The sequence below is a fragment of the Pandoraea sp. E26 genome, assembly GCF_000681415.1.
Taxonomy (GTDB): domain Bacteria; phylum Pseudomonadota; class Gammaproteobacteria; order Burkholderiales; family Burkholderiaceae; genus Pandoraea; species Pandoraea pnomenusa.
Genome location: NZ_AYXJ01000002.1, coordinates 236,725 through 259,926 on the forward strand (window position 1 = coordinate 236,725; position 23,202 = coordinate 259,926).

Consider the following 23,202-nt stretch of genomic DNA (forward strand, 5'->3'; position numbering starts at 1 on the left):
CTGCGTCTCGGCAAGTGCGCGGACGTTGCGGTCGGTGTGAATTTAAGTCGATGAATCATAAGGGGATTTTGGTATTCTGATGGCGCCGTGTGCGCCGTAGGGGCTGCCGCGCCTTAACATCTGAAACAAGTGCCGAGGGAGGTCATGTGAAGCGTCAGGCATCGACGTCCGACATTTCCCCGACGTGCGCCGGGGACGATGCACCGACTGCGCGAAGCGGGGCATTGCCGCGTGTCGCAGTGCCGGCGGCGGCCGTAATGCTGGCGCTGCAACTCGCGGCGCTTGGCGCATGGGCGCTCAGCTGGTTGACGTCCGACGCCGAACCGCTCGGCGCATCGGGTCATGGCATGCCACCGCTGGGTCACGATCTGCGTGTGTTCTGGACGGTGTCGTGGATTACGCGTCACCTCGGTCCGCTCGCCGCTTTCGACCCGACGACGTTGTTCCCGGAGCTGCTCAGGTTCTTTCCTGCCTATCCGGATGCCGGGCATTGGCTTTACCCACCTCCGTTTCAGTGGGGGATTCAGCCGCTCTCGTGGCTGTCCTACCCTGCGGCGTATGCGGTCTATGTCGTCGTGAGTCTGGCGGCGTACGTCGCTGCGGTGAGGATCTGGCGGGGCCAAAGTGGCTGGCCGTGGCTGGTGGCGCTGGCGTTTCCGGGGCTGTGGATTGCCTTGCTGGCGGGACAGAATTCGCTCGTCACGTTATTGCTGATGTGCGTGGCGCTCACGTATGGCGGATCGCGTCCTTCGTTGGCCGGGCTCTGCGGCGGATTGCTCGTCATCAAGCCGCAGTTGGCGTTGCTTCTGCCGCTGTGGTGGATTTGCGCGGGTCAATGGCGCGCGTTGACGACGATGGTCGTCGTCGGTGCCGTTGCCTGCGGTCTGTCGATGGCGTGGGCGGGCTGGCCGCTATGGCGCGCCTTCTTTCTCGCGGTTGCGCGGTTCAACACCGAGGTCGTGCAGCAGGGCGCGGGAGGGATCTGGCACGCCATGCCGACCGTCTTCGCCATGGCGCGCCTGCACGGCGTGGGACTGTCCGGCGCTTACGTGCTCTACGCGGTGATCGCGCTGCCATCCGTGCTCTTCACCGCATGGCTGTGGACGACCCCGGCGCCGCCAGCGCTGCGTGTTGCCGCGGCGACGACGGCAACGCTGCTCGCGCAACCCTATCTGCTTTATTACGAACTGGCATGGCTGGTCGTGCCGCTGATGGGGCTGACCGGGTTACCCGAGTGGGCAGGGGCGGGCGGTACGCCCATGGCGCGATCGCGCCGTGCGATGCTGCATGGCGCCAGCACAGCGCTTGCCTGGCTCGTATGGATCGTGCCGTTGCAAGCGTATCTCGCAGCCCTGTGGCCGCCGATGGGGCAGTGGGGCGTCGTGCTGTTACCACTGACGATGCTGTGGATCGTGTACCGTGCGCTGCGTTGGTGGCGCGCGCATAATGGCACGCATTGTCCGCGAACGTGACGCCATGATCGATACCCTGCCGCCGCTGGAAACGCCGCTCGACACCGCGAGCCATCCCCACGTCTATCCGTACGTGGTCACCCGTGCCTGGGTGGATGAGCACGACCCTGCCGGCGATGTCAGCGAACCGTTCTCCAGCGATGTTTTCGTCGTCCTCGTGCTCGACGGCCCGCGCGGCCTGCGCCGTTTGCAAGCGCGGGATTTGCACGCTGCGAGACTCACCTTCGAGGAAGCTTTCAGTCAGGCCGCGTCGAACCTCTCGCGGGCCTGGACGGCGCGTCATTTCGAATTCGGTATAGCCCGACTCGACGACGGCACCATGATCGGAGGGTGTCGAGGCAACTGGATGGCACCCGCAGGCGGACTCGTGCTCGGCAACCTCTACCAATCGATGGTCGATCATTTCGAGGTGCGCGAATTCGCTGCCGTGGCGCTCAACCGGACGTTCCTGCTCGTGTTCCCGACCGATCCGAAGACGCTGGGCTCGCTGGCGTTGCGACAACTCGCCGAGGAAGCGTCGAGTGGTGCGATTCTCCCCATCTCGCGTACCTGGTTGCGTCTCGACGGCGATTGGCCGTCCGCCTATCGTGGAACCCCGGCTTTCTGATGCGAAGCGCTCGTTGTGCCATTTTGCGCAGGTCATGCGCGCGATGCGACAGCGTGCAGCCCGCCGTTGCCTAGACTCGCAACCGGCACAATCCGCTGCCAGTCCCCGAGGAGTCTTCGCATGTCCGTATTCTCGTCGCGCCCGACCAGTGGTTCCCCTTCTCCTGTCCTGACGTCAGTCGCATCGACCGACCCGGCGCGCGCGGCGACCGTGGCGACGTTGCCGTCGGCTGTCGCCATGGCGCGTGAATTCGTCGGTGCCCGAGTCGGCGATGTTGCGGCGAGCGTCGTTGCGCCGGGGCCGCGCGGCCCGCGACGGCGAATGGCAGGGGACGATCCGGTGCAGGGGGAGGCGGGGGCGGCACCGAGGCCGTCGAAACGGCCGGCGTCCGCGCTGTCCGCCGAGTCTCGCGAGATCGCGGGCAATGATAAGGGGCTCAGGGTAAGCTTCGCTGCGCATCTGACGTACGTGTCGATCAGCGAGCCTCGCCGCCGCGGGCCCGCTGACGCCGACGTCGAATGAAAAACGCCGCAGCATGCTGCGGCATTTTCAATTTCGCTGCGACGGTGGTTTGTCGCAGCTTGACGGCAAGCGCCCTCGATGCGCGTCAGTCTTCGCGGCGCAGGTGCGGGAACAGCAGCACGTCGCGAATGTTCGGGCTGTCGGTGAGCAGCATGATCAGGCGATCGATGCCGATACCGCAACCGCCCGTCGGGGGCATGCCGTATTCGAGCGCGCGAATGTAATCGGCGTCGTAGTACATCGCTTCCTCGTCGCCGGCGTCCTTCTGCTCGACCTGCGCGCGGAACCGTGCCGCCTGATCTTCGGGATCGTTCAACTCGGAGAAGCCGTTGGCGATCTCGCGTCCCGTGATGAACAGTTCGAAGCGCTCGGTGATGCCGGGTACCGAATCCGAGGCGCGCGCGAGCGGGGAGACTTCCACCGGGTAGTCGACGATGAAGGTCGGCTCCCACAGCTGGCTCTCGGCAGTCTCTTCGAACAGTGCCAGCTGCAGTGCGCCCAGACCGGCGTTCTTGAATTGCGGCGCGTCGACCTTCACGCCGTACTTGCCGAGCGCAGTACGCACAAACTCGACGTCAGCCAGTTGCGCTTCGGTGTACTCGGGCGCGTACTTGCGGATCGCTTCGACGATCGTCAGGCGATGGAACGGCTTGGACAGGTCCAGCTCGCGACCCTGATACTGGATGGTAGCGGTGCCGAGCGCGTCCACGGCAGCATTGCGGATCAGTGCCTCGGTAAAGTCCATGAGCCACCGGTAGTCCGTATAGGCGGCGTAGAACTCCATCATCGTGAATTCCGGATTGTGGCGCGGCGACACGCCCTCGTTGCGGAAGTTACGATTGATCTCGAACACTCGCTCGAAGCCGCCGACGATGAGGCGCTTCAGGTAGAGCTCCGGCGCGATACGCAGGTACATCTGCATGTCGAGCGCGTTGTGGTGCGTGATGAAGGGCTTTGCCGCGGCGCCGCCCGGAATCGGGTGCAGCATCGGCGTTTCGACTTCCATGAAGTCGGCGTCCGTCATGTACTTGCGGATCGAGGCGATGGCCTTGGCGCGGGCGCGGAACGTGCTGCGCGTCTCCGGCGAGGTGATCAGGTCCACGTAACGCTGACGGTACTTCGTTTCCTGATCGGACAGGCCATGGAACTTGTCCGGCAGCGGACGCAGCGCCTTGGCGAGCAGTCGCAGTTCCTTGACCTTTACCGACAGTTCCCCGGTGCGCGTGCGGAACAGCGTGCCGGTGGCCGCGATGATGTCGCCGATGTCCCAGCCCTTGAAGGCGGTCATCGACTCGGCGCCCACGTCGTCGCGGCCGATGAAGAACTGGATCTGGCCGCTGCTGTCCTGCACGGTCGCGAAGGCGGCTTTGCCCATCACGCGCTTGAGCATCATGCGACCGGCGACCGACACGGCGACGGGTTCGGCTTCGAGCGCTTCGTTCTCGACGTCCTTGAAGCGTTCCTGCAGATCGCCGGCACGCTGCTCGGGCCGGAAGTCGTTCGGAAAGGCCACGCCGTTGGCGCGCAGTGCCTGCAGCTTCTCGCGGCGCTCCGCGATGAGCTTGTTGTCGTCCTGCGGCAGGTCGCCCGCCGGGTTGGCCGCGTGGGCCGGGGTGTTTTGATCGGTCATGATGCGAACGATGAGGTTATTCGGTAAAACGCAGCGTGTGCAGCAGGGCATTCTTGAGCGAGCCGTCGGGCGCGCCCAGCCAGATCAGTTCGGTGCGATCCTGATGCGGGCCCGCGTTGGCCGCCGCACTCGGGTCTCGCACGAACAGTGCCGCGATCGATTGCGAGCGCGGCTCGTACAAAATGTGGACATACTCGCTCGGGCAGTCGTGCGGCTTGCAACTTTGCACCAGCAACCACGGCTTGCCGGCAACGCTCACACGTTGCGACGGCGTCGACGTGCCGCCCTGACGCACCCATGCGGGCACATTGCGCGGCGCCACGATGCGCGCGTAGGCGCCCGAGAAATCCGGGCGCTTGAGCAATTCATGCAGGTACGGTCCCGTCTCGGGACTTGCACCCGGTGCGCCCGGTGTACTGGCCGGAGCGGCAACGGCGGCGCGCTGCAGACACAGCGCGCTCACCACCCACACGGCGAGCGTGCGGACAAACGCCATTCCTTACACTCCCTGCTTGAGACTCGCCGAGATGAAGTCGTCCAGATCGCCGTCGAGCACCTTGCCGGTGTTGCCGGTTTCCACGCCGGTGCGCAGATCCTTGACACGCGACTGGTCGAGCACGTACGAACGAATCTGGTGGCCCCAGCCCACGTCGGTCTTGCTCGACTCCAGCTTGTCCTGCTCGGCGCGACGCTTGCGCATCTCGTGTTCGAACAGGCGCGAGCGGAGCATGTCCCAGGCTTCGGCGCGGTTGCGGTGCTGCGAACGATCGTTCTGGCAGGCCACGACGATGCCGGTCGGGATGTGCGTCAGGCGCACCGCGGAGTCGGTCTTGTTGATGTGCTGGCCGCCGGCGCCGGAGGCACGGTACGTGTCGGTACGCACATCGGCGGGATTGATTTCGATGTCGATCGAATCATCCACTTCCGGATAGACGAACAGGCTGGCAAACGACGTATGGCGTCCACCCGACGAGTCGAACGGCGACTTGCGCACCAGACGGTGCACGCCGGTCTCGGTGCGCAGATAGCCGTACGCGTAATCGCCGGTGACCTTGAGCGAGGCGCTCTTGATGCCGGCGACGTCGCCGTCCGACACTTCGAGGACTTCGGCCTTGAAGCCTTTGCGCTCGCAATAGCGAAGGTACTGGCGCAGCAGCATGCCGGCCCAGTCGTTGGCTTCGGTGCCGCCGGCGCCGGCCTGGATGTCGATGAAGCAGTTGTTGGGATCGGCCGGATTGTTGAACATCCGGCGGAACTCCATTTCACCCACGCGCGCGGCAAGCGCCTGCGTGTCGCTCTCGAGCGCCAGGAGCGAATCTTCATCGCCCTCTTCGCGGGCCATGTCGAACAATTCCTGCGTGTCGGAGAGACCGGCGTCCAGTTCCGTCAGGTTCGTGACGATGCCGTCGAGCGACTTCTTTTCCTTGCCCAGCGCCTGGGCACGCTTGGAGTCGTTCCAGATGTTGGGGTCTTCGAGTTCCTTGTTGACTTCCGTCAGGCGAGCTTGCTTGACATCGAAGTCAAAGATACCCCCTGAGCTCGCCGACGCGAGTGCGCAGATCGGCGAGCAGGGATTCGAGGGCGTTGAGGCGTTCGGCTTCCATGAGCTTTGACAGGTGCGAATTCGGGAAAACCGAAATTATAGCGCAGCGAAGCCCCCGTTTCCCCCACTTTTCGGGGGAATTCGGTCGATGGCGGACCGCGACGCCGGCCGCGCTCCGGTAACGTCTTCAGCGAGCGGCGTGACGCAGTCCGAATGCGTCGCGTGCGTAACCGGCGTCGGCGAGCGACGTGTCGTCGAGCGCGGCAAGCGCCTCGGCCTGCAACTGCTGTTCATAGTGCACGCGCCATTGATCGACGGCGCGGAAGAACAGGCCGAGCGGCGTGACCGGCGCAGTCACCACCGGGGCGGAGGCGTTGAGATGACCAGCGGCGGACAGAGGGCGGTACATGATGTGACTTCCTTCACGAGAGGCGGCGCGCTGGCCGGGGCGGGATGCCCCGGCAGACGTCGCACTAGGGATAACCCGAAGCTTATGCCTTTCCCGTACGCTAAAAAAGTGAATTGTTGAGGCAATTCAGTTCACTATTATTGAAGTGTCGACGGTTGTCGCCTACCATCGTCGACTTCGATGTGTGTATCTGCGCGCAGCAGGGCTACCCGGCCCAGGAGAGGATCATGGATTTTCTGCAACTTCAGACCTTCAAGGCCATCGTGGACGAAGGCAGCGTGCTGGGGGCGGCCGAGGCGCTGCATTGCGTGCAGTCGAACGTGACCGCGCGTATCCGTTCGCTCGAACACGCGGTCGGCGTGAAGCTCTTTCACAGGCAAGGCCGCAAACTGCAACTCACCCCCAGCGGACGCACGCTGCTTGGCTACGCGGATCGGATACTCGCGCTCTCGCGTGAGGCGAGCGCCGCGCTCAATCCGGCCAACGAGCCGGCCGGGGATTTCTCGCTGGGAGCCATCGAATCGTCGGCCACGTCGCGGCTGCCGGCCGTGCTTGCGCGGTTTCATGCGGCCTATCCGAAGGTGCGCCTGAACCTGGTGACGGATACGTCGCTCAATCTGCTCGACGAGATTCAGCACGGCCGCGTCGACGCCGCGTTGATCGCGGGCACGGCCTGCCTGGAAGCGCAGGCACAGGCGCTGGTGGTCGCCGACGAGATCTATCGTGAGCCGATCGTGCTGGTTGCGCCCGCGCGGGCCGGTCGGGTGCAAGAGGCCTCGGATCTGTCGGGTGCCACGCTGCTGATGTGGCCGTCCGGGTGCCCGTATCGCGCGACGATGGAGCAGTGGCTTGCGTCGAACGCTGTCACGCCCGGGCGCATTCTGAGTTACGGCAGTTATGCGACGATCGTCGCCTGCGTCGGCGCCGGAGTGGGATATTCGCTCGTGCCGCGCGGCATCTATCAACGTTATCGGCAGGAGGCGAACATCGTCGGCCACGCGATGGAGGACCTCGCCGCCGTGCCGAACTTTTTCGTTCGGCATCGCGGCGTGGAGGTGCATCCGGCACGAGAGGCCTTTCTGCGCGTGATGCGCGAGTACGTCGCCGGGGCGCCGCCCACCGCGGCCTAGGGCCTGTTGGCGACGCCCCGCCGACGCTAACCCTGGCCCTGGGCGTGCTCGATGATCATCTGCACGCGCGAGACGCCGTTGAACGTGTCGGCCGCCAGGCGATAGGCAAACTGTGCGCGGCTTGGCAGGGTGTCGGCATGATTGAACCAGATGGCGTTCATTCGCATGCGCCCGCGCCCCAGTTGCAGCTTCAGGTGCTTATCCTTGAGGATGGCCTGCGAGAGCACGTCGAACTCGCCTGAAAAGACCGGCGGCGGGAACCCCTGGCCCCAGACCTGCGCATCGAGGATGGCCACGAACGGCGGGACGAAACACTCGTCGCCGATGTCGCCGTCGGTTTCGATCACGCGCGACAGCGCCTTCTCGTCGAGCCATTCCTGTCCGACCGCCTCGAACGCCGCCTGAAAGCGCGGCAGGGCGTCGGCGGCGATACTCAGTCCCGCCGCCATGGCGTGACCGCCGAACTTGGCGATCAGGCCCGGCTCGCGCTTCGTGACGAGATCGAGCGCGTCGCGCAGGTGAAAACCCGGAATCGAGCGGCCGGACCCCTTGATCTGCCCGTCGTCGCCCGGCGCGAACACGATCGTCGGTCGATAGAACTTTTCCTTCAGGCGGGCCGCGACGATGCCGATCACGCCCTGGTGCCAGGTCTCGTTGAACGCGCAAAGCGTGGTGGCCGAACGCGGGTCGAAGCGCGCGAGATCCGCCAGCGCTTCCTGCTGCATGCCGGCTTCGATTTCGCGGCGCTCGCGATTCATGGCGTCGAGTTCCTGCGCGAGCGTCCAGGCGCGGGCGTCGTCGTCGGTGAGCAGGCATTCGATGCCGAGCGACATGTCGGCCAGGCGGCCCGCGGCATTCAGGCGGGGACCGAGTCCGAAACCCAGGTCGAAGCTGCCGGCCTGGCGGGCATTTCGGGCCGCGGCGCGAAACAGCGCGTTGATGCCCGGATGCATGCGACCCGCGCGCATGCGCGCGAGGCCTTGCGCAACCAGGATGCGGTTGTTGGCGTCGAGCTTCACGACGTCGGCCACGGTGCCAAGCGCCACCAGATCGAGCAGGGTATCGAGACGCGGCTGCTCGCGCGCGCCGAAAGCTCCCCGAGCGCGCAGTTCGGCGCGCAGGGCGAGCAATACGTAGAACATCACGCCCACGCCCGCGAGATGCTTGCTCGGAAACTCGCAGCCCGGCTGGTTCGGGTTGACGATGCAACGGGCGTTGGGCAACTCGCTGCCCGGGAGGTGGTGATCCGTCACCACGACCTCAATGCCGAGGCGCTGCGCGGCCGCCACGCCGTCGAGGCTGGCGATGCCGTTGTCGACGGTAATGAGCACGTCGGGCGGGCCCTGCCTGCCTTGCGCGGCGAGCGCCACGATCTCGGGCGTGAGGCCATAGCCGTATTCGAAGCGGTTCGGCACGAGGTAGTCGACCTTCGCCCCGAACATGCGCAGGCCGCGCACGGCGACGGCGCAGGCGGTCGCGCCATCGCAGTCGTAATCGGCGACCACGAGCATGCGCCGGTTCGCGGCGATGGTGTCGGCGAGAAAGACGGCGGCTTCGCGCGCGCCTTTGAGCTGCGTGGGCGGAATCAGACGGGCGAGGGCGGTCTCGGTCTCTTCGCTGGCCAATACGCCTCGCGAGGCGAACAGTCGGGCGAGGACCGGGTGGATGCCGTCGCGTGCGAGGGCGTGCGCGGCGGCGTCGTCGACCTGACGCGTGACGATGTCGGTCATGCCGCGTCCTCGCCGATCCGGGCGAGGGCCGACATGCGCGCGTCGAGCGACTGGCGGCGCCAGAACTTTCGCAGATCGACGCCGCGCGAGCGGATCGTCACGCTGTGAAAGTCGCCGCACAACGTGAGCGCGACTTCCCGGGCCTGCCCCCTGGCGACCCGTTCGAGCGCCGGCGCGAGCCACGTGCGGTCGATCTCGACGAGGGCGTCGCGCCAACGCGCCCAGTCTTCCCTCAGGAAATGGTCGGTCAGCGTGTCGATCTGCACGACGGTGCGCCCGTTGGCGGCGGCGAGCCCGGCCCGAGTGGCATGAAGGGCGATCTGCAGGTGGGTGGCCAGACCTCGGGTGGCGGGGTCGTCGGACAGCACCGTGACGCACGGACGGTTCAGGCGCGGCGCGGCAATGCGTTGTCCGCCGGCGTACAGCCAGAGGGCGTTGACCGGCGGAAGACGACGCGCCTCGCGGGCCTGGTTGGCGGGGTGGTCGTACCAGGCCATCTGCACTTCGTTCTGCCACTTGCGCCACGTCAGCTCGGCCTTGCCCTGCGGCAGCCAGATGTCGACGTTACGGCCTGCCGCGCGCCCGGGCGACGCCGTAAGCAGCTCGCCCAGCGCGGGCGCGCTCAGGTACCAGCGGTCGGAACGCGGCGCGATCAGCTCGCCGCCGACGTCCGCGAACAGTGCATGGGCCGTGGCGAAGAGCGCGGCCGACTCCTCCGGGCTCAGCGACAGCTCGGCCGGGTCGGTGAGCACCAGGTGGTCGGTGGCGATGTGGATGTGCGCCGGCTGCGCGCAATACCAGTAACGGGTGTCGAGCGAGCCGCTGTCCTCGAGCAGCATGAACGGCGCGAGCGGCGCGCGGGCGGGCACGCCGGGCAGGCCGAAGGCGTCCGACAGCCAGCGCTCATGCGGCAGCGTGGGGACAAACGGGTCTTCCGGCACGTCCTGCGCCGACGGGACGCCGCGCGCGAGCAACTTTTCGAGCGCGGGCAACTCCAATCCGGCCAGCAGTGCGGGAAAATGGGCCGACGCGGGGAGCGCGAACGGCAGGAGAAAGTGCAGGGCAGGTGTATCCATGTCGAGGCGAATTGTATGGCAAACTTCGCGCTGGCAGTTGGGTGACCCTGACGTCAGGTACGGAACGTGCCGTCCGTCGCCCCGGGCAGGGACCGGGGACGCGGACTCGGAAGCCGGTGCGGGCCGCCGGCGCGGGCATGCTCCGATCGATCCTTATCAAGAATCAGGAATCCGTTTGAAATTCCCATACGAATGGCAGATCGGCTGGCGCTACACGCGCACCGGCAAGCGATCATCCGGCAACGGTTTCATCTCCTTCATTTCCTTCATCTCCATGGCCGGCATCGCCCTTGGCGTGGCGGCGCTCATTGTGGTGCTCTCGGTGATGAACGGCTTCCAGAAGGAAGTTCGGGACCGCATGCTTTCCGTGCTGGCGCACATCGAAGTCTTCGCGGTGGACGGCAACCTGCCGGACTGGCAACGAACGGCCGCCGAGGCATTGCAGAACAAGAACGTCATCGCCGCCGCGCCCTATGTGGGCGAGCAGGCCATGCTCACGCGCGAGGACAACGTGCGCGGCGTGGTGCTGCGAGGTATCGTGCCGAGCGAGGAGGCCAAGGTCTCGGATCTCGGCAAGCAGATCACTGAAGGCACCCTGGCCAACCTCACGCCGGGCAGCTTCGGCATCGTGCTCGGGCGCGAGCTCGCGCGCGGGCTGGGCGTGAGCATCGGCGACAAGATCACGCTCGTCGCCCCGCAGGGAACCATCACGCCGGCCGGCGTGCTGCCGCGCGTGAAGCAATTCACCGTGGTCGCGATCTTCACTGCCGGTCACTACGAATACGACAGTTCGCTCGCGCTGATCGATCTGCACGATGCCGAAACGCTTTATCGGCTCGACGGGCCGACGGGCGTGCGGCTAAAGATTCAGGACATGGAGCAGGCGCCGCTGGTGGCGCGCGAGCTGGCCAAGACGCTCTCCGGCAACATGTGGGTGCGCGACTGGACGCAGCAGAACAAGAACTGGTTCGTGGCGGTACAGACCGAGAAGCGGATGATGTTCATCATCCTGACGCTCATCATTGCCGTGGCGGCGTTCAACCTGGTGTCGTCGCTCGTGATGACGGTCACGGACAAGTATGCGGATATTGCGATCCTCCGCACGCTCGGCGCACAACCGCGCTCGATCATGAAGATATTCATGGTGCAGGGCGTGACCATCGGCTTTGCCGGGGCGTTGCTCGGCGTGGGGCTCGGCTGCCTGATCTCAGTGAATATCGGCACCATCGTGCCGTTCATCGAGCGCCTGCTGGGCATTCACTTCCTGCCCCAGGACATCTACTTCATTTCCGAACTTCCCTCGGATCTGCAATCGTCCGACGTGATTCGCATCGGGGTGATCTCGTTCGTCCTCTCGGCACTGGCGACGATCTATCCGAGCTGGCGCGCGTCGCGCGTCAAACCGGCGGAGGCCCTGCGCTATGAGTAACGCGACCCCATCCCTGGCTCCCGTGCCGAACCTCGCCTACGACGGTCCCGTGCTGCGCGCCCGGGATCTGCACAAGACTTTCCGGCAGGGGCAGCTCAACGTGACCGTGCTCAACGGCGCGAGCCTCGACGTCGCTCCCGGCGAAAAGGTGGCGATCGTTGGCGCATCCGGCTCCGGCAAAAGCACGCTGCTGCACGTGCTGGGCGGACTCGACGACCCGTCGCGCGGTGAGGTGTCGCTGCTGGGCAAGCCGTTCTCCTCGCTGCGCGAGCGCGACAAGACAGCGCAGCGCAACCAGTCGCTCGGTTTCGTCTATCAGTTCCACCACCTGCTGCCGGAGTTTTCCGCGCTCGACAACGTGGCCATGCCACTGCGTATTCGTCGTTTGCCCACGGAGCAGGCGCGCGCGAGTGCGCAGACGATGCTCGAGCGCGTGGGCCTTGGCCCGCGCATGAAGCATCGCCCCTCGGAGTTGTCGGGCGGCGAGCGTCAGCGCGTGGCGATGGCGCGCGCACTGGTCACGCAACCGGCGTGCGTGCTTGCCGACGAGCCGACCGGCAATCTTGACGGACACACCGCCGAGACCGTGTTCGAACTCATGCTGGAGTTGTCGGAGACGCTCAGGACCAGCTTCGTGATCGTGACCCACGATATCGATCTGGCGCGCCGGTGTGATCGGGCGTTGCGTCTGCGCGAAGGCGTGCTGGAGCCCGCGTAATCCGTTTGTGACGGACAGTGGGGAAAGGGTGCGAACGCCGGGGATTCCCCGGCGTTTTGCGTTTTCCGGCGGCCTGCGCGCGGGGTGGAAATCGGCAACGTCCTAGACCGTGATGCGGTGTTGTCCGATGGTCATCCCGCACTCGTCGTGCGAGCCTTGTCACTGCCCCTTAGAATTGACGCTCAAGGACATTCGACCATGTGGATCGACACCCATTGCCATCTCGACGCGGCCGAGTTCGACGCCGACCGCGGCACCGTCATTGCCGAAGCCACCGCTGCGGGGGTGGCGGGGCTCGTAGTGCCCGCCGTCGAGTGCGCATCGTTCGATGCGGCGCGGGCGGCAGCGAACGCGATGCCCGGCGGCGCCTACGCGCTCGGCATCCACCCGCTGTACACGCCACGTGCGCGCGACGAGGACATCGCGACGTTGCGCCGAGCCGTGGAAGCGGCGATCGGCGATCCGCGATTCGTCGGCATTGGCGAAATCGGTCTGGACTACTTCGTCAGGACACTCGACCCCGAACGCCAGCAGTTCTTCTACGTCGAGCAATTGAAAATCGCGCGGGACTTCGATCTGCCGGTCATTCTTCACGTACGCCGGTCACAGGATGCGTTGCTCAAGCAACTGCGAATCTTCACGCCGCGCGGCGGGATCGCGCATGCGTTCAATGGCAGCCGTCAGCAGGCGGACATGTTCATCGAGCGCGGTTTTTGCCTCGGATTCGGCGGGCAGATGACGTTCGACCGGGCGTTGCAGATTCGCCGCCTCGCCGTGGACCTGCCGCTCGATGCGCTCGTGCTTGAAACCGACGCGCCGGACATTGCGCCGGAGTGGCGCTACAAGCAGCGCAACAGCCCGGGCGAATTACCTCGCATCGCGCAGGTGCTCGCGGATCTTCGAGGCGTGTCCGCCGAGGCGCTGGCGCACGCCACGCGCGCGAATGCCTGGCGCGTGCTGCCGCGCTTGTCGGGCGCCATGGCCATGGCGCCCGGCGACGGGCCTGCGCCCGCCAACTCCCTCATTGACCACGCCGGATCGCGCTGACGCGGCGGCGTCGCGCGGTTCGCGATTCATGACGCGGTGACGTCGTGCGGCTGGTGCTGCTTGCCTGGGTGGCGGGCGTCTGGTGGCTTCAACAGGCGTCGGCGCTGCCGTCGGGCGCGGGTTTCGGTGCTGCCGTGGGCGCGGCGGCGGCCGTGCTTGTCGTGTGGGCCGGTTTGGCGGTCCGTACGAAATGGCGCATGGGGCGCATGGGGCGCATGGCGCGCATGGGGCGCATGTGGCGCGTGGGGCGCGTGGGTTCCGTCGCGGACGATAGTTGCGCCGGTTCCGGGAACTCGGGAAATGAGGTGCGGCACCGCTGCGCAATGGTTCTGATCGCCGTCTGTGTGGGCGTTTTCGGCTATGCATGGGCAGCGTTGCTCGCCGAGATTCGACTCAGTGACCGGCTCCCGTTGGCGTTGGCGGGGCAGGATCTGATCGTCGAGGGCGTGGTGGCGGGATTGCCCGCAACCCTGGACGGCGGCGTGCGATTTGCTTTTGACGTGGAGCGGGCGTACGTCGCCAGCGGGGCGTGCGGGGGCGCGGGCGACCGCCGGGTGTCGTCCAATCCGGCATCCGGTGCGGGTTGGCGCGACGAGAGGGGCGCCGGGGGAACGCAGCCGGCCTGCACAGACGTGCCGGTGCCCCGGCACATCGAGCTGGTTTGGTCCCGGCAACCCGCGTGGGCCGGACGGCGCAACGAGGTCAGCGCGCCGCCCGCTGAAGTGAACGCGTCGCACGCGATGGACAAAGTGCCGGCGCGAGGCACCTTGCCGCGTGCGGGGGAACGCTGGCGCTTGCCCGTGAGGGTCAATGCGCCGCGAGGCTTCGCGAACTGGCATGGCTTCGATGCGGAGCTCATGGCACTGGTGCGCGGCATTCGGGCGTCGGGGTACGTGCGCGCGGGTTACGGACAACGACGGGCGTCGCAGCGGCAGCAACTGATGCGTCTGGAGCCGGGGCCGGTGCAAGGGTACCGATGGGCGGCCTGGCGCGAACGTCTGCGTGACGACTTTCGTGCGGCACTGCGGACGTCGGCGTCATCGCCGCCAGCCTCCGCATCGACCTCATCAGCGTCGCCAGCCTCGCCAGCGCCATCCGCAACACCCGTGTCACCCGAACCCTCGACATTCTCGACGTCGTCGGCGCGTTACGGCGGCGTATTGATGGCCCTCGCGCTCGGAGAGCGCAGCGAGATCGCCCCTGACGACTGGCAAGTGTTTGCCGATACGGGGGTCAGCCACTTGCTCGCCATCTCAGGGCTGCATGTGTCGCTCGTGGCCGGAGCCCTCGGTGCGCTCGTGGGCCTGCTCTGGCGACGCGCCGGGTGCCGACGTATTCCTTTGGCATTGTGGTGGCCAGCGCCGAAGGCTGCGGCGGTTGCCGGACTGCTGGCCGCGATCGCGTATGGCGCCGTGGCGGGGTGGGGCGTACCGGCGCGGCGCGCGGTCGGCATGGTGACGATCGTCGTCGTTGCACTATTGAACGGACGATTCGCAGCCCCCTCGTATGCGCTCGCGTGGGCGTTGGCCGTCATTGTGGCGCTCGATCCATGGGCGGTCGTGGCGCCAGGCCTTTGGCTTTCCTTCGGTGCGGTTGCGGCGCTTGTGCTGGCGGGGCGGCGGCGGCCCGAGGCGTCGGGCAGGCGGCGCGGGACGGTGGACCCAGCGCGCAGCGGTGACCCGGGCGCCGGGCGCCACGGCGCGCGCGAGGCCGATCGCCACAGTGCGCCGCGGCGCGCGTGGACCGTTGTCGCCCGTGCGACGCGAGCCCAGTTCGCCGTCACGATCGGCATGGTGCCGTTGTCGCTCGCCTGGTTCGGCGCAGTGCCGTTGCTCGGCCCCATCGCCAACGCGGTGGCCATCCCCGTCATGACGCTCATCGTGACCCCGTTGGCGTTGCTCAGCCTGATATTGCCGGCGGTGCTGGCGCAATGGACGCTGGCCGTTGCCCACTGGGCCGTCGTCTGGCTGGCCGAGTGGCTGGGGTGGCTGGCGTCAAGTCCCGGCGCCGTGTGGCGCGCGGGCGTCGCGCCGACGTGGGTACTGGCCACAGCCGTCGCCGGGGCTGCGGTGGTCCTGATGCCGCTCCCCCGCTGGATGGGCGGGAAGAGGGCCGGGTGCGTGGGTTGGCGATTCGCTGGTTTGGTCCTGATGGGGCCGGCGTGGTTCGCGTCGCCGCCTCGACCGGGCGACGGTGACTTTCGCGTCACCATGCTCGATGTCGGGCAAGGAAACGCCGTGCTGGTCGAGACGGCAACACGCACATTGTTGTTCGATGCCGGACCGCCAATGGGGGCTCGCACCGACGCCGGGCGTCGCGTAATCGTGCCGTATCTGCGCGCACATGGCGTGCGGCGGCTCGACCGGCTCGTGGTGAGCCACGCGCACGACGACCACTTTGGCGGCGCGCGCAGCGTCTTGCGGGCGTATCCGGACGCGCAGGTGTTCTCGTCACTGCCGGGCGAGCATCGGGTGCGTCGCGCGGCGCGGGACCATCGGACCTGTCTGGCGGGCCAGCAGTGGACATGGGAAGGCGTGACGTTCCGTTTCCTGCATCCCGACCCGAACGCCCTGCGCGCGGCATGGGCGGGGCGCGCCGGCCCCAATAGCGTGAGCTGTGTGCTGAAAGTGTCCAACGAGCGCCACAGCGCGTTGCTCGCCGCCGATGCGGAAGCTCCCCAGGAGCGCACGATGCTTGCGCGCTTTGGTTCGGCATTGCACGCCAATGTCCTGCTCGCCCCGCATCACGGCAGTCAGACGTCGTCGACGATGGCGTTCGTGCAAGCGGTTGCGCCGGAGCACGTGGTGTTTCAAACGGGGTACCGCAATCGTTTCCGTCATCCGAGACCGTCCGTCGTCGAACGCTACCGCGCAGCTGGAGCGACCGTGTGGGACAGCGCGGTGCACGGTGCCGTGCGATTTTCACTGAATCGCGACGGCATCGAGGCCAAATCCTGCCGCGAGCAACGCCGACGGTACTGGCACGCGGAAAGCTTCGCTACCCCGTGACGAAGCTGATGTGCGTGTGACAAGGGTCGCCTTCGCGCGCAATGGCCGTCGGGGCAAATCGCCGAGGCGGGCGAGGTATCAACAAGCGCCAGATGCCGTCGTGTGCGCCCCGGAACGAAGCGCGACGTGCCTGACGGCGCCCGTCGCGCAGGACGCGCCGCCCGAGCGATTCGATGGAAACCTCTACCGGCGCGCTGCGGCCGATTCGTTAGAATGGGTCAGCGCGCGCTCCGCTGCAAGCGTACTTTGGTGGGCTGTGGCGAAGATTTCCGGCGCATGCGACCCGGCAGCCGGGCGCCGCGATGCCAAACCGGATTCGAAGCCAACGTCGAAGCCAAAGTCGAAGCGGCATTCGCAGTCAACGTCGAGGCGAAGTTCGAGGCAAGATTCGAGGCCGAATCGATCGCCGAAGCCCGCGCGGCAACCGCTCGCCACGACAACGAATTCCATGACACGAGACATCATCCATTTTTCGCACGGCAACGGTTTCCCCGCAGGCGTGTATCGCAAGATGCTGGGTGCGCTGGCCGACGAATACGACGTGCGCGCCATCGACCGCATCGGTCATGACCCGCGCTATCCGGTCACGCCCGGCTGGCGGTGTTTGCGCGACGAGCTCGTCGATACCCTCGAGCGCCAGTACGGTGGCGAACCGGTCTGGCTGGTCGGGCATTCGCTGGGTGGTTTTCTTAGCCTCATGGCGTCGCTCAAGGCGCCGCAATCCGTGCGCGGCGTGGTGATGATCGATTCCCCCATCGTGACGCCCGGTTGGCGCACGCAGATGTTGCGCCTGAGCATGCTTACCGGATTGTACGAGCGCATGTCGCCGGCGGGCGTGACCAAGCGGCGGCGCGATCATTGGCCGGACTGGGAGGCCGCATGGCGGCACTTTGCCGGCAAGCCGGCGTTCGCCGGCTGGGATCCGGATGTCCTGCGCGATTACATCGACTGCGGCACCGTACCGACGGGAGAGGGCGATGTTCGGCGGCTCGCGTTCGCACGCGAGATCGAGTACCGGATCTATCTGACACTGCCTCCGCTGCTTGCCGTGCGTGCCATGCGCGGCGTGCCGGTGCCGGCAGGATTTCTCGCCGGTACCGAGTCGCGTGAACTCAGGCAGGCGGGAATCGGCGCGACACGCCGCATCGTCGGTACCCATCTGCGTTATGTGAAGGGGACACACCTCTTCCCGATGGAGCGGCCGCTGGAGACAGCATCGGCGGTGCGCGACATGCTCGCCCAATTGCGCGGCGATCACCGCCGTTCGCTGGCCGCCTGAACCGGGTGCCGCGCGCCGCGCAGGGAATCGGCGCACGGCGCGCCTTCGCAGGTCGGTGAAACATGCATCGGCGTGCATTGGGGTGCATCGTGGTGCATCGACACACATCGGCATACGTCGAGGTGAAGTGGTGTCTGTCGGTGCCTGCCCGAAAGTGCCGACGTGCGTCGGGGCGCGCCGCACGCGCCGGGGCGGCCCGCACGGTGCCTGTCAAGACCAAAATTTGCCGCGCCGCACATCGAGGGCAAGGCGGCTTTCGGGTATAATCCGGCTTTCCCGCGAGCAATTACTGCGATGACCAAATTCGTTTTTGTCACGGGCGGCGTGGTTTCCTCTCTTGGTAAGGGAATTGCTGCCGCATCTCTGGCCGCGATTCTCGAATCGCGTGGCCTCAAAGTCACCCTCCTCAAGCTTGATCCCTACATCAACGTCGACCCGGGCACAATGAGCCCGTTCCAGCACGGCGAGGTGTTTGTGACCGAGGACGGTGCGGAAACCGATCTCGATCTGGGCCATTACGAGCGCTTCATCAGCGCCAAGATGCGTCGTGCGAACAACTTCACGACGGGCCAGATCTACGAATCGGTGATCCGCAAGGAGCGCCGCGGCGAGTATCTCGGCAAGACCGTTCAGGTCATTCCGCACATCACCAATGAAATTCAGGCCTTTGTCGAGCGCGGCGCGCGTTCGACGTGGGACGGCCATCCCGACGTCGCCATCGTCGAGATCGGCGGTACGGTCGGCGACATCGAGTCGCTGCCGTTCCTTGAAGCCGCCCGTCAGATGAACCTGCGCCTGGGCCGCAACAGCGTGGCCTTCGTGCACCTGACGCTGGTGCCGTACATTGCCACGGCAGGCGAACTCAAGACCAAGCCGACCCAGCACAGCGTGCAGAAACTGCGCGAGATCGGCATTTCGCCGAACGTGCTGCTGTGCCGCGCCGACCGACAGATTCCTGAAGACGAGTGCGCCAAGATTTCGCTGTTCGCGAACGTCCCTCAGGACGCCGTGATTTCGGTCTGGGACGTCGACACGATCTACAAGATTCCGCAAATGCTCCATGACCAGGGCATGGACAAGATCATCTGCGACGAACTGAAAATCGAAGCCAAGCCGGCCGACCTGTCCATGTGGACGCGTCTGGTGCAGGCCGTCGAGAATCCGAAGCACGACGTCACCATCGGCATGGTCGGCAAGTATGTCGATTTGACCGAATCGTACAAGTCGCTCATCGAAGCGCTGCGTCACGCCGCCATCCACACGGAAACGCGCGTGAATATCGAGTACATCGATTCCGAGCAGATCGAGAAGGACGGCACCGATGCGCTCAAGCATCTCGATGCGATTCTCGTGCCGGGCGGTTTCGGTCGCCGCGGCACCGAAGGCAAGATCAAGGCGATTCGTTTCGCCCGTGAGAACCGCGTGCCCTACCTGGGCATCTGCCTGGGCATGCAGCTTGCCGTGATCGAATTCGCACGCGACGTGGCCAAGCTCGCTGACGCGAACAGCACGGAATTCGAGCCGTCGACACCGCATCCGGTCGTCGCCCTCATCACAGAGTGGCAGGACCGCGACGGCAAGATCGAGCAGCGTACCGAGGACTCGGACCTGGGTGGCACGATGCGTCTGGGCTCGCAACGCGTGCCGGTCAGGGCCGACACGCTTGCCTCGCGCATCTACGGCGACACGGTCAACGAGCGTCACCGTCACCGCTACGAAGTCAACAATCACTATGTCCCGCAGCTCGAGGCGGCAGGTCTGGTGATCTCGGCGCGCACGCCGACCGAGAATCTGCCGGAAATGATGGAGCTGCCGCAACAGGTGCACCCGTGGTTCGTGGGCGTTCAGTTCCACCCCGAGTTCACCTCGACGCCGCGCGATGGCCATCCGCTGTTCAAGGCGTACGTCGAGGCGGCGCTGGCCGGTCAGCAAGCCCGCAAGAAGGCTGCCTGAGGCTGAGTTGCCGCGAGCGAGAAACAAGGAGTTTGCATGAAACTGTGTGGTTTCGAGGTTGGCCTGGACAAACCGTTTTTCCTGATCGCAGGCACCTGCGTCGTCGAGTCGGAACAAATGACGATCGACGTCGCGGGGCAGCTCAAGGAAATCACGGGCGCGCTTGGCATCCCGTTCATCTACAAGTCGTCGTTCGACAAGGCGAATCGTAGTTCGGGCAAGTCCTACCGCGGCCCTGGGCGCGAGGCGGGTCTGAAGATCCTCGAGGAAGTTCGCCGTCAACTCGGCGTGCCGGTGCTCACGGACGTGCATACGGAAGAGGACGTGGCGGTGGCCGCGCCCATCGTCGATGTGCTGCAGACACCTGCCTTCCTGTGCCGCCAGACCGATTTCATTCGTGCCTGCGCCCAGTCGGGCAAGCCCGTGAACATCAAGAAGGGCCAGTTTCTCGCGCCGCACGACATGATCAACGTCATCGACAAGGCTCGCGACGCCGCGCGCGAAGCCGGCCTGCCCGATGATGTCTTCATGGCCTGCGAACGCGGTGTCTCGTTCGGCTACAACAATCTGGTGTCGGACATGCGTTCGCTGGCGATCATGCGCGAGACCGGTGCGCCGGTCGTGTTCGACGCCACGCACTCCGTGCAGTTGCCGGGCGGACAGGGCACCAGTTCGGGCGGCCAGCGCGAGTTCGTGCCGGTGCTCTCGCGAGCGGCCGTGGCCGTGGGTGTCTCGGGACTGTTCATGGAGACGCACCCTGACCCGGCCTGCGCGTTGTCGGACGGCCCCAACGCCGTGCCGCTGGGCCGCATGCGCGAACTGCTCACTACGCTCAAGACCATCGATGCGGCAGTGAAGCAGGGCGAGTTTCTGGAAAATAATTTCAACTGAAATGAGACACACCGTCCTGGGGCCAGTATCAGCACGCTCACAGGACGGGTATAGCGGTCAGACGCCTTGGCAGCATGGCGTCGAGTCGTTAAGCTTGTCGCGCAGCGGTCGCAGTGGCCGTCGCGAGGGTGAGCCTCAGGAGATGCCCGCGTGCCGTACGCCGAGCGCACCGTCGACATCGATGTCATCCCACAGGCCGCCGTGCCTCAATTCGAGGCGCCGTTGTTCCCCCGTCCAGGTGTCGCCTCTGTCGGTGCGCGCGCAAGCGCGGCATCGGCGTCCATGTCAGGATTCGGCGCGTGCGGCTCACATGGGCTTGCGCGCCCGACCTGGACGGCGGCCGGTGACGGATGGCGGCGCGAAGCAGGTTCCCTTTAGCGTTTTTGTCTTACAGATACCGAGGAATACATGAGTGCAATCGTAGATATCATCGGGCGCGAAGTGCTGGACTCGCGCGGCAACCCGACGGTCGAGTGCGACGTGCTGCTGGAGTCGGGTGTGATGGGCCGCGCGGCAGTGCCGTCGGGCGCGTCGACCGGTTCGCGCGAAGCCATCGAGCTGCGTGACGGCGACAAGGGGCGGTATCTCGGCAAGGGTGTGCAGAAGGCTGTCGAGCATATCAACACCGAGATTTCGGAAGCGATCATGGGCCTGGACGCCGCCGAACAGGCTTTTCTGGACAAGACCCTGATCGAGCTCGACGGCACCGACAACAAGTCGCGCCTCGGTGCGAACGCCATGCTGGCCGTGTCGATGGCGGTGGCCAAGGCCGCTGCCGAGGAAGCCGGCCTGCCGCTGTATCGCTACTTCGGCGGTTCGGGCGCCATGCAAATGCCGGTGCCGATGATGAACATCGTCAACGGCGGCGCACACGCCAACAACAGCCTGGACATCCAGGAATTCATGGTGATGCCGGTCGGCCAGTCGAGCTTCCGCGAAGCCCTGCGTTGCGGCGCGGAGATCTTCCACGCGCTCAAGAAACTGATCGCCGAGAAGGGCATGAGCACGGCCGTAGGCGACGAGGGCGGCTTCGCCCCGAACTTCGCCTCGAACGAAGAGTGCCTGACCACCATCCAACAAGCCGTCGAGAGCGCCGGCTATCGTCTGGGCGACGACGTCCTGCTGGCGCTGGACTGTGCTTCGACCGAGTTCTTCAAGAACGGCAAGTACGAGCTGGCCGGTGAAGGTCTGTCGCTGACCTCGGAAGAGTTTGCCGACTACCTCGCCAACCTGTGCGACAAGTTCCCGATCGTTTCGATCGAGGACGGCATGTCGGAAGACGACTGGGCCGGCTGGAAGATCCTGACCGAGAAACTCGGCAAGAAGGTGCAACTGGTCGGCGACGATCTGTTCGTGACCAACACGAAGATTCTGAAGCAGGGCATCGAGCAGGGCGTGGCCAACTCGATCCTCATCAAGATCAACCAGATCGGTACGCTCACCGAGACGTTTGCCGCCATCGAAATGGCCAAGCGCGCCGGGTACACGGCCGTGGTGTCGCATCGCTCGGGCGAGACCGAAGACTCGACGATCGCCGATATCGCGGTGGGCACCAACGCCGGTCAGATCAAGACCGGTTCGCTCTCGCGCAGCGACCGTATCGCCAAGTACAACCAGCTTCTGCGCATTGAAGAGGATCTCGGCGATATCGCGTCGTATCCGGGCAAGGAAACGTTCTACAATCTGCGCTAATTCCGTTTCCCCGGGAGAGGGGCCGTGACGTCGGTCGCGGCACGTTTCCCGGAATTCTTGCCAGGCGAAAGCATGCGAATGGTGACCTTGGTGCTGGTGCTGCTGCTCGTGGCGATCCAGTATCCGCTCTGGTTCGGCCACGGTGGTTGGTTGTACGTGCACGAACTGCGCGACGAGCTGAGCGCCGAACAGCAGAAGAACGAGCAGTTGAAGGAACGTAACGATCGTCTGGCCGGCGAAGTGCAGGATCTGCAGGACGGCACCTCGGCGATCGAAGAACGTGCTCGTTTCGAGCTGGGCATGGTCAAGGATGGCGAAGTGTTCGTGCAGTTCGTCGGTCCGGATGGCGCTGGCGGCCCGCAAGGGGCTTCGGGTGCCGACGCGCCGCTCGTCTCGTCGACCGAGCCCGCGCACAAGTCGGTGGGGGCCGCGGCGCCCGCCGCAACGCCCGCGTCGCCGTCGAAGGGCAAGACGCAATCTGCGCACAAGTCGCAACATCACTGATTGTCACTGGCGCGGCGCGCGGACGGTAGTACGCAAAAAGGCGTTCCTCACGGAACGCCTTTTTACTTTGTCGCGCGCGGCGCCAATGCCGGCCGGATTCAGAAACCGATACCCACCCCGATGGACGAGCGCGGTCCATACCCGCCCGGCCCGTACCATCCAGGGCCATACCAACCGGGACCATACCAACCGGGACTGCCCCAGCCGCCATAAAAGTAGGCGTTGCTGTTGTAGTAGGTGCGCATGGCACTTTCGTAGGCGCGCTGCGCGCGTTCGCGCTCGATGGTCGATTCCTGCTCGTCGTAGATGCGCTTGTTCAGGCGCGTCAGATCCTGCGCTTGCGCGTCGCTCAGGGCCGGCGCCACCGGCGTCGCCGGCAGGCGTGCCGCCGGTGCGTCGGGTGGCGGCAACTGCCATTGCGCACAGCCGGACAGGAGCGTCATGACGGCCACGCCCAGCGCCGCGGCGGCGGGCCGGATAGCCGAGTGATCCATGGAACCGAATACCTTCATGCGTCAATTCCCCGGGCGAGTGCCTGATCGAGTGTCGGAAGGCGTGTCGG

At 65.8% G+C, this 23,202-nt stretch carries 20 protein-coding genes; 12 read left to right on the plus strand and 8 right to left on the minus strand.

What is annotated here, in order from left to right:
• Positions 1–257 precede the first annotated feature (257 nt).
• Positions 258–1,472 carry a glycosyltransferase family 87 protein gene (locus W930_RS25545; protein WP_048806588.1) on the plus strand — a complete coding sequence of 405 codons (1,215 nt, stop codon included), beginning with the start codon at positions 258–260 and terminating at the stop codon, positions 1,470–1,472.
• A gap of 4 nt (positions 1,473–1,476) precedes the next feature.
• Positions 1,477–2,079, plus strand: a complete 603-nt coding sequence (locus W930_RS0101145) for a hypothetical protein (RefSeq protein ID WP_023873823.1) — start codon at positions 1,477–1,479, stop codon at positions 2,077–2,079.
• A 607-nt stretch (positions 2,080–2,686) separates the two neighbouring features.
• Here W930_RS0101145 and lysS read toward each other — a convergent pair.
• From lysS to W930_RS0101180, 4 genes are all read right to left on the minus strand, one after another.
• Positions 2,687–4,231 (minus strand): lysine--tRNA ligase, encoded by a 1,545-nt coding sequence (gene lysS / locus W930_RS0101160; protein WP_023596688.1) that lies wholly within the window; start codon positions 4,229–4,231, stop codon positions 2,687–2,689.
• A gap of 16 nt (positions 4,232–4,247) precedes the next feature.
• Positions 4,248–4,727, minus strand: a complete 480-nt coding sequence (locus W930_RS28950; RefSeq protein ID WP_023596687.1) for an Ivy family c-type lysozyme inhibitor — start codon at positions 4,725–4,727, stop codon at positions 4,248–4,250.
• 3 nt (positions 4,728–4,730) lie between these two features.
• A protein-coding gene (gene prfB / locus W930_RS0101170; RefSeq protein WP_174234927.1) for a peptide chain release factor 2 occupies positions 4,731–5,835 on the minus strand; the annotation gives its coding sequence in 2 pieces (ribosomal slippage) (positions 4,731–5,762 and positions 5,764–5,835; 1,104 coding nt in all).
• Between the two features lie 126 nt (positions 5,836–5,961).
• Positions 5,962–6,183: a hypothetical protein gene (locus tag W930_RS0101180; RefSeq protein WP_023596684.1), complete on the minus strand. Its 222-nt coding sequence runs from the start codon at positions 6,181–6,183 to the stop codon at positions 5,962–5,964.
• Between the two features lie 227 nt (positions 6,184–6,410).
• Here W930_RS0101180 and W930_RS0101185 point away from each other — a divergent pair, with 227 nt between their 5' ends.
• Positions 6,411–7,313, plus strand: coding sequence for a LysR family transcriptional regulator (locus W930_RS0101185; RefSeq protein ID WP_023596683.1), 903 nt, complete (start codon positions 6,411–6,413; stop codon positions 7,311–7,313).
• A 26-nt stretch (positions 7,314–7,339) separates the two neighbouring features.
• On the opposite strand, the gene recJ is transcribed toward W930_RS0101185, so the two are convergent.
• Together recJ and W930_RS25565 are read right to left on the minus strand one after the other, a co-directional pair.
• Entirely contained in the window at positions 7,340–9,043 is a 1,704-nt protein-coding gene (gene recJ / locus W930_RS0101190) for a single-stranded-DNA-specific exonuclease RecJ (protein WP_023596682.1), read from the minus strand.
• The gene (locus W930_RS25565; protein WP_024788722.1) at positions 9,040–10,119 is read right to left on the minus strand and encodes a hypothetical protein; all 1,080 of its coding nucleotides are present in this window, start codon (positions 10,117–10,119) and stop codon (positions 9,040–9,042) included. Before W930_RS25565 ends, recJ begins: the two co-directional genes overlap by 4 nt.
• Before the next feature lie 175 nt (positions 10,120–10,294).
• On the opposite strand from W930_RS25565, the gene W930_RS0101200 reads away from it, so the two are divergent.
• From W930_RS0101200 to W930_RS25570, 4 genes are all read left to right on the plus strand, one after another.
• Entirely contained in the window at positions 10,295–11,548 is a 1,254-nt protein-coding gene (locus W930_RS0101200) for a lipoprotein-releasing ABC transporter permease subunit (protein ID WP_023596680.1), read from the plus strand.
• Positions 11,541–12,266 (plus strand): lipoprotein-releasing ABC transporter ATP-binding protein LolD, encoded by a 726-nt coding sequence (lolD, locus tag W930_RS0101205; RefSeq protein WP_048806591.1) that lies wholly within the window; start codon positions 11,541–11,543, stop codon positions 12,264–12,266. The genes W930_RS0101200 and lolD overlap by 8 nt, the downstream gene beginning before the upstream one ends.
• 198 nt (positions 12,267–12,464) lie before the next feature.
• Positions 12,465–13,313 (plus strand): TatD family hydrolase, encoded by an 849-nt coding sequence (locus W930_RS0101210; RefSeq protein WP_023873829.1) that lies wholly within the window; start codon positions 12,465–12,467, stop codon positions 13,311–13,313.
• 44 nt (positions 13,314–13,357) lie between these two features.
• Positions 13,358–16,321 carry a DNA internalization-related competence protein ComEC/Rec2 gene (locus tag W930_RS25570; RefSeq protein WP_023873831.1) on the plus strand — a complete coding sequence of 988 codons (2,964 nt, stop codon included), beginning with the start codon at positions 13,358–13,360 and terminating at the stop codon, positions 16,319–16,321.
• Between the two features lie 183 nt (positions 16,322–16,504).
• Here W930_RS25570 and W930_RS0101220 read toward each other — a convergent pair whose 3' ends face one another.
• Positions 16,505–16,771 (minus strand): hypothetical protein, encoded by a 267-nt coding sequence (locus W930_RS0101220; RefSeq protein ID WP_023596676.1) that lies wholly within the window; start codon positions 16,769–16,771, stop codon positions 16,505–16,507.
• Here W930_RS0101220 and W930_RS0101225 point away from each other — a divergent pair.
• From W930_RS0101225 to ftsB, 5 genes are all read left to right on the plus strand, one after another.
• On the plus strand, positions 16,770–17,600 hold the full coding sequence (locus tag W930_RS0101225; RefSeq protein ID WP_023596675.1) for an alpha/beta fold hydrolase: 831 nt from the start codon (positions 16,770–16,772) through the stop codon (positions 17,598–17,600). The two genes, W930_RS0101220 and W930_RS0101225, sit on opposite strands and share 2 nt — an antisense overlap.
• Before the next feature lie 294 nt (positions 17,601–17,894).
• Positions 17,895–19,553 (plus strand): CTP synthase, encoded by a 1,659-nt coding sequence (locus W930_RS0101230; RefSeq protein WP_023596674.1) that lies wholly within the window; start codon positions 17,895–17,897, stop codon positions 19,551–19,553.
• A 36-nt stretch (positions 19,554–19,589) separates the two neighbouring features.
• Positions 19,590–20,444, plus strand: coding sequence for a 3-deoxy-8-phosphooctulonate synthase (gene kdsA / locus W930_RS0101235; protein WP_023596673.1), 855 nt, complete (start codon positions 19,590–19,592; stop codon positions 20,442–20,444).
• Between the two features lie 408 nt (positions 20,445–20,852).
• Positions 20,853–22,136 (plus strand): phosphopyruvate hydratase, encoded by a 1,284-nt coding sequence (gene eno / locus W930_RS0101240; RefSeq protein ID WP_023596672.1) that lies wholly within the window; start codon positions 20,853–20,855, stop codon positions 22,134–22,136.
• A gap of 72 nt (positions 22,137–22,208) precedes the next feature.
• Positions 22,209–22,640: a cell division protein FtsB gene (gene ftsB / locus W930_RS25575; protein WP_023873833.1), complete on the plus strand. Its 432-nt coding sequence runs from the start codon at positions 22,209–22,211 to the stop codon at positions 22,638–22,640.
• A gap of 98 nt (positions 22,641–22,738) precedes the next feature.
• On the opposite strand, the gene W930_RS30350 is transcribed toward ftsB, so the two are convergent.
• Positions 22,739–23,152 carry a hypothetical protein gene (locus W930_RS30350; RefSeq protein ID WP_023873835.1) on the minus strand — a complete coding sequence of 138 codons (414 nt, stop codon included), beginning with the start codon at positions 23,150–23,152 and terminating at the stop codon, positions 22,739–22,741.
• Positions 23,153–23,202: the final 50 nt, after the last annotated feature.